The organism is Streptomyces sp. NPDC055966 (genome assembly GCF_042269865.1).
Lineage (GTDB): Bacteria > Actinomycetota > Actinomycetes > Streptomycetales > Streptomycetaceae > Streptomyces.
This window is the reverse complement of sequence record NZ_JBHJYK010000017.1, coordinates 254079-261034: the sequence shown is the minus strand read 5'-3', so window position 1 is coordinate 261034 and position 6956 is coordinate 254079. Positions and strand designations below refer to the sequence as shown.

4 protein-coding genes and 1 pseudogene are annotated in these 6956 nt (G+C 73.7%); all 5 read right to left on the bottom strand.

The window, feature by feature from the left end; all coding sequences use genetic code 11:
- Positions 1-170, bottom strand: a pseudogene (locus tag ACFC8N_RS32415) (FMN-binding glutamate synthase family protein); the annotation flags it as partial.
- Between the two features lie 128 nt (positions 171-298).
- On the bottom strand, positions 299-1828 hold the full coding sequence (locus tag ACFC8N_RS32410; protein WP_376292006.1) for an FAD-dependent monooxygenase: 1530 nt from the start codon (positions 1826-1828) through the stop codon (positions 299-301).
- 1 nt (position 1829) lies between these two features.
- Entirely contained in the window at positions 1830-2966 is a 1137-nt protein-coding gene (locus ACFC8N_RS32405) for a glycosyltransferase (RefSeq protein ID WP_376292003.1), read from the bottom strand.
- A 282-nt stretch (positions 2967-3248) separates the two neighbouring features.
- Complete coding sequence (locus tag ACFC8N_RS32400) at positions 3249-4805, bottom strand: FAD-dependent monooxygenase (RefSeq protein ID WP_376292000.1); 1557 nt, start codon at positions 4803-4805, stop codon at positions 3249-3251.
- A 521-nt stretch (positions 4806-5326) separates the two neighbouring features.
- Positions 5327-6940, bottom strand: coding sequence for a PLP-dependent aminotransferase family protein (locus tag ACFC8N_RS32395; RefSeq protein ID WP_376291997.1), 1614 nt, complete (start codon positions 6938-6940; stop codon positions 5327-5329).
- Positions 6941-6956: the final 16 nt, after the last annotated feature.

Sequence of the window (6956 nt, the reverse complement as noted above, 5' to 3'; positions counted from 1 at the left end):
GAGGTCACGATGTACTGCCGCAGCTCCGGCCCGATCGTCTCCAACAGGTACCGGGCGTGCCCGATCACCGGGAAGTTCCGGAGCAGCGCATGCCTTTTCTGGACAAGGTCGCGGGCAGCCAGAAGCGCCACTGCTGTCGCGGCGGCCGCGCCGATCCTCCGAGCGTGCATGACCGTTCCTCCTCGATGCACGACTCCATCGCCGTTCGGTGAAGTCGTTGTGTGATGTTAAGAGGGCGCGTGGCCAGGCATGCGGTCAGGGGGTTGGTTCACGCTCGGGTCCACGTACTCCCGGTCGGTCACTGCCCGGAGGCGGTCCCTGGGTGGGTGCACCATCGTCCCAGGTAGGCCGTCACCTCCTCGGGGCTTCGGGTCTGAAGGCCGATGTGCAGGTCGGGACGGACAAGTACCAGTGAATTGTCGGGCAGTTGGCGTGAGGGGTGCGTCGGGGACACCGCGCGGACGGTGACCGGCATGGGGCAGGAGGCCAGTGCCGGGGCGGGTGCGGGGCGTTCGCCGACCGAGAGCAGGGTCCAGTGCCGGTAGGAGAGCAGGGCGTGCAGGCTGTGTTCGCCGCCGTCCGCCCAGACCTGCTGGTCGGGCATCCGGTCGCCGCCTCCGGGTGCCGAGAGCGGGCTTCCCCGGTGGTCCAGGTCCAGGTCGGCGAGTCGCCCGCGGATCCGGTCGGTCGCCCATCGGGTGCCCAGTACGTGACGGCCGACCATGCGCATCGCCAGCAAGACCCGCCATGTGCCCGGCGATTCCAGCACGTCACGCCTGGTGCGGCGCATCACCCGCAGGGCGGTGCGCCGTTGCTCGGCGGAGTAGGTGTCCAGCAGCTCGGGCGGGGCCCAGCCGCGTACCACACTGGCCAGTTTCCAGGCCAGGTTGTGCGCACCGCGCAGGCCGGTGTTCAGGCCGCGTCCGCCGATCGGCGCCCACAGGTGCGCGCTGTCCCCGGCCAGCAGGGCCCGTCCGGAGCGCAGCGTGCGGGCGAACCTGTCCTGGAACCGGGCCCGGTTGGTCCACTCCGGCAGTGTCGGTGTGAGCCATACGTCGGAGTCGTGAGCGGCCCGCATCAAGAGCTGCCGCATCTCCTCGACGGTCACCGGGGTGAGTGGTGTCGCGTCCGGTTCGCGGGTGAAGGCGAAGCAGCGGTAGCCGCCTCCGGGGCGGGGCGCGCAGCCGAGCGACAGGTCCTTGTCCAACAGGAGGTAGGTGCGGTCCCCGTGGTACGGCAGCCGCCAGTCCACCTTCGCGTTGATCTGCGCGACCTGGAGGTGGCGCCGCGGGCCGCCGTCGAACGGCACGCCGACGGCCTTGCGCACCAGGCTGTGCGAGCCCTCGCAGCCGACCACCCAGGCACAGCGCAGCGTCCGCGGCCGGCCGTCCGCACAGCGGACCTCGACCTCGGCCGCGTCCTCGGCCACCCGGACCGCCGTCGCCTCGGTCGACCACTCGATCGAGCCGCCCACCTCTCCGAGCCGCTCCGCCAGCAGCCTCTCCACCGCGTCCTGCTCGATCGAGAGCGGGTTGGGCCAGCGGGTGCCGCTCGCGGTCAGGTCGAGGACTCCGACCGTCCGCCCCTGGACGATCAGCTCCGTCGAGTTGAGCGGCACTCCTTCCTCGACGAACCGCTCGGCGCAGCCGAGGTCGGCCAGCACTTCCATGGCCCGGTGCCAGACGATGCCGGCGCGGGCCTCGCGTTTGCCGCTGTCCTGCTTCTCCAGGACCCGTACCCGCAGCCCGTACAGACGCAGTCCGACCGCGAGGGCCAGGCCGGTCGGTCCGGCGCCGACGATCACGACGTCGCAGTCGTTCCGTTCCATCTCACGCTCCCCCGCTCGCGACCTTCTCCAGGTCGCTCACCGCCGCCTGGATCGGTGGGAGGCCGAGCATCCGCCGCTGGGCGTGCCGGGAGCGTGCGGCGACCTCGGGGTCGTTCAGCACCTGCCGGCACACCGCGGCCACCTCGTCCGGCGAGGCGACACGGCGGCCCAGACCCAGTTCCTGCACCCGGTCGGCGTTGGCGGGCTGGTCACCGAAGCCGGGCAGCACGGCCATCGGCACCCCCGCCCCGACCGCCTCCCTGACGCTGTTGTACCCGCCGTGGGTGACGAGGAGTTGGGCGCAGCGCAGCAGCATCGGCTGCGGTACGCGGTCCACGAGGTGCACGTGGCCCGCCGTCTGCGGGCGCTCCACAGGAATGCCGCCGGTCGCCACCACCGCCTGGCAGTCGAGTTCGGCCAGACCGTCGACGACGGCGTCGAGCAGGGCCGGCACGTCCAGCACGTGGGGCGGGACGCTGGGCAGTACGGTCCCGATGGAAGCGAGCACCAGTGGCCGGTCGGCGGGGAGTTCGGCCACCCATGGCGGCAGTACGGCGCCAGGATCGATCTCGGCGGGTTGTCGGTAGCGGTACGACCTGCCGGTCGGGTGGCGGGCGAAGGAGAACTCCGGGGGCATGCAGTCCAGCCGGCCGTGCCGGTGGATGGCGTCGGGGTCGTCCTCGGCCGGTAGTCCGAGTGCGGCTCGCCGCTGGTTGAGCTGCGGTTGCAGGGCCTCGGGGTTCAGGTGGTTGGCTGCTCCCGAGGGTGCGGCCAGGTGCGGCAGCCCGAGTGTCTCCGCCACCAGGTATCCGGTGAACTCGCCGCCGTCCCGCACGACCAGGTCGGGTGCGAACGCGCGGGCCACGGGCAGCAGCGCACGGTAACTGTCGATGAGGTGGGGTCCGGCGAACAGGTCGAACGCGCGGCGTTCGGGCGGTCCTTCGGCCTGCGGCGAGAAGGTGGTGTGCGGATCGGTCAGCAGTGGTTCCCGCCGCACCGGCAGGCTGTCGAACGGCCCGAGCAGATGGGCCGGGGCCGCGACGAGCACCTGGTGGCGCGCTGCCGCGAGCGCCGCGACCAGGGGCAGCACGGCATTCACGTGGGAGGACGATCCGGTGACGGTGACGAGGGCACGCATGGCGACAACTCCTGCCGGTGATCGGTCGGTTCGGTGCGTGGCGGACCGGACTGGCGGACCGGACCGGGGGCACGCGGATGGGAGCGGGGGAACGGCGGCCGGGCCCGCTCACGGATGCGCCCCTTCAGCGGATGGCGGTGGCGGTGGCACGGCGCGGCAGCCCGTGGAGAACGTGCGGTTACGTTCCGGGTATTCGGGCGGGCAGCGCGGCTGCGGCACGGCTGCCGAGGGCGCCTGTGCCGCCGGGCCGACTCGGGCCGGCGATGCGGGCCGGGCCGAACGTCATCGCCGCTCCCCGCGCACGGTGTCCACCAGGGCACCGGGGGCGGCCGGCAACTCGGCGCCGTGCCAGGCGACATGGCCGTCGGGCCGGACCAGGGCGTACGGGCTGGCGTAGAGCGGGGCCCGGGTCAGCGCGAACGGGACCCGGCGAGCGCCGAAGGCGCGTGCCAGTGTGTCGAGTGCGGGCAGGTCGGGGCGGGGGTCGGAGGCGACCAGGTGGAAGCCGTGACCGAACAGGTCCAGGCTGGAGGCCCCGTACCCCAGCCGGACGTGCGGGGCCCGGCCGCCGGCCACGAGGTCTGCGCACCAGTCGTACGCGGTGCGGCCGTCCGGGACGATCACCGGGGAGGCGTAGCGGTAGCCGAAGTGCATGTCCGGCGCCTCGAACTCGCGCCGTACACCGCTGCGTTCGATGGCCCGGGCGAGGCGTGTCCGCGCCGTGGCGCCCTGGGCGGTGTCGAGCAGGATCTCCGTGGGCAGGCGGCGGTCGAGGGTGCGGCGTAGGTTGCCGTCGGCCTCGGTCAGGCTGAGTTCGGCCACGGGGCGGCGCTCCTGCTCGTAGGAGTCGAGCAGCGCGGGACCCGCCCAGCCGGTGAGTTCGGCGGCCAGCTTCCAGCCGAGGTCGGCCGCGTCCGCGATACCGGTGTTCATCCCGAAGCCGCCGGAGGGCGACAGTGTGTGGGCGGCGTCCCCGGCCAGCAGCACCCGGCCGTGGCGATAGCGTTCGGCGACCCGGTGGGTCAGGTGCCAGACGTTGTCCGAGAGCACCTCGACGGGCGTCTTCAGGGCGATCGCCGACCGGATGGCCCGGATGGGGTCGGCCGAGGTGTGGTGGCCGACGGTCAGCCGGTACAGGTCCCTGCCGTTCATCGCCCGCAGCGGGTAGCGCAGGTCCGGGGGCTGGGTCAGGAAGTACACCAGGGCGCCGTCGGGGCCGAGTTGCTCGCGGAGCCGAGGAGCCCGGAAGAGTATGTTGCGGAAGACCCGTGTCGGGCGCCGGGGCGGTGCCGCGATCCGCAGGGCGGTGCGCACACGGGAGGCGGCGCCGTCACAGCCGACGAGGTATCGGGCCCCGACGTCGAGGCGGCTGCCGTCGGCCAGGTCGGTGACGGTGGCCAGGACCTGGTCGTCGTCCTGGACGAAGGACTCCAGTCGGCACTCGCGCCGCAGTACCTCGGGTCCCACCGCCTCGGCGAGGAGCGGGAGCAGCCAGTGCTGCGGGCAGACCTGCTCGGGCTCCGGGGTGTAGGGCAGGGCCGGACGGGTGTCGGTGGTGCCGAAGCCGAGACGATGGATCTCGTGCCCGCCGACCGCTGTCACCCAGGCGATGTCGAGCGAGTGGTCACCGGGCCAGCCGGTCTTGCGAATCCGCTCCGCCAGGCCCCAGCGGCGCATCAGCTCCATGGACCGGGGGCCGACGGTGCCGACTCTGGGATGGCGTACCCGGCCGTCGGTGGTTTCGAGGACCAGGCAGGACACCCCCCGGGAGCGCAGGTCCAGGGCGAGCGCCAGCCCGACCGGCCCGCCACCGATGATCAGTACTTCGGTCTCGTTCACAGTGCCTCCGCGTCCCCGGGGAACCAGTCAGCATGAAGGGCCGTGGACTCCGCTGTGTTCAGGGGCAGTTGCTCACAGTTCGTGGTGCGCGCAAGAGCGGTCACCACATCGCGTCGATCGCGGCGTTCATCGGTCGGGGGGCGGCACAGCCGGCTGGCCGGACTCTCGCAAAAGTACTGCACCACAGGCTGATCCAAGGGCGGACCGGCCTGCCGAACAGTTGCAGGAAGGTGCGACCGGCGCAGTCACCTGATCGTTCACGCCGTCCGCGGCGGCCGAGCGCGCGGGCGCACCGTACCGGGACGCCTGGCTGCCCCGGCGGCGGCGAACCGGCCGGAATCGGCGCGGCCGAGCCGGGGACCGGCTGGGCCGCCTTCGGCCGGACCCGCCCGCCGCCCGGGGCTTCTGCGGGCCCACCGACTCCGGCGAGCGCTCCTCCCGGCACACCGGCAGCCCGCCCGGGGCACCGTCGGCGGTACCGGCGTGGACGTCGCCACGCACTCCCGGCGCGTGCACCGGGCTCAGCCGCGCAGAACCCTCAGCGCCGAGCCGATGACGGCGATGCCCTCGTCGAGCTCGTGCGCGGGGCCCGCCGCGTAGCCGAGGACGAGGCCCGGCGGACCAGGGGTGATCCGGTGCCAGGACAGTGGGTGCGCCTTCACCCCTTGGGCGAGAGCCGCCGCCGCGAGGTCCGTGTCCCGGAGGCCGTCACGGGCACCGCCCGGTGGGTCGCCGAAGGTGACCGTCAGGTGCAGGCCGGCGGCCGCACCGTGGACATGGGCGCCGGGCAGGTGCCTCTCGATCGCGCGCAGCATCGCGTCCCGGCGTCGGCGGTGGCGTTGCCGGACATGGCGCAGGTGCCGTTCCAGCTCACCCGAGTCCATCAGGCGGGCCAGGACGAGCTGGGTCAGGATGCCGTTGCCGAGGTCGGCGTAGCGTTTGGCCGTCACGAGCGCGTCCAGCCGGTTCTGCGGTACGAGCAGCCAGCCCACGCGGAGCGCCGGGGCGAGCAGTTTGGACACACTGCCCGCGTAACACACGCCTTCGGGCACCAGCGAGCGCAGCGCCGGCACCGGCGGCCGGTCGTAGCGGTGTTCGGCGTCGTAGTCGTCCTCGATGACCGTACCGCCGTCGGCCGCCCAGCTCAGCAGCTCGCGACGGCGTTCGCCGTCGAGGACGGCACCGGTCGGGAACTGGTGGGCCGGGGTCAGCAGCACCGCCCGCGCGCCGCCGGCACGCAGCGCCGCGACGTCGAGGCCGGCCGCGTCCACGGGAACGGGCACGATCTCGTGGCCGACGTACTCCAGCTGCTGGCGCGCGCCGAGCGAACCGGGATCCTCGACGGCGATGCGCCGGATTCCGTCCGCCGCGAGGATCTGCCCGAGCAGACCGAGGGCCTGCGCCACGCCCGCGACCACCACGACCTCGTCGGGGTCGGCGCGGATGCCCCGGTTGCGCGCCAGCCAGCCGACGACGGCCGTGCGGAGCGCGGGGGCGCCCCGGGGGTCGCCGTAGCCGAAGTCGGCCGGGGTGGCGCCCGCGAGGACGGCGCGTTCGGCGCGCAGCCAGCTCGTGCGGGGGAATGCGGCGAGGTCGGGGACGCCCGGGGAGAGGTCGATACGGCTCGGCAGGGCGCGCAGTGCGTCGACGACGCCCTCGCGGGCACCCGAGCCGAAGAGCGCGGCCCCCGGCCCCGGCGGAACCGCGCCGCGGGCGCGGTCCTGGTCGCGGGGCATGGCCGTGGCGCGGACGCGGGGTGCGGCGGGCGCCGCCACGACCACCGTGCCCAGCCGGCCGCGGCCCGCGATCTGTCCCGACTCGGCGAGCCGCCGGTACGCCTCGGTGACCACGCCGCGGGTGACACGCAGTTCCTCGGCGAGCACCCGGCTGGCCGGCAGCCGTGCGCCGACCGGCAGCCTGCCGTCGGCGATGGCCGACCGCAGCCGGTCGGCCAGCCAGGCCGTACGCCCGCCGGGCGGCGCCTGGCCGATGTCCAGCTGGAGGAAGTCCGAGCCGACACCCGCCCCGGCGGCCGACGCGGCGTCCGCCGACGCCTCCGCCCCTGCGTTCGTGGCCGGGTGAGAGGTTTTGGACCCCTGTGCCGATGGCACTGTGGACCTGCTCATGACGTCCATTGTGGAGGCAGCCTGG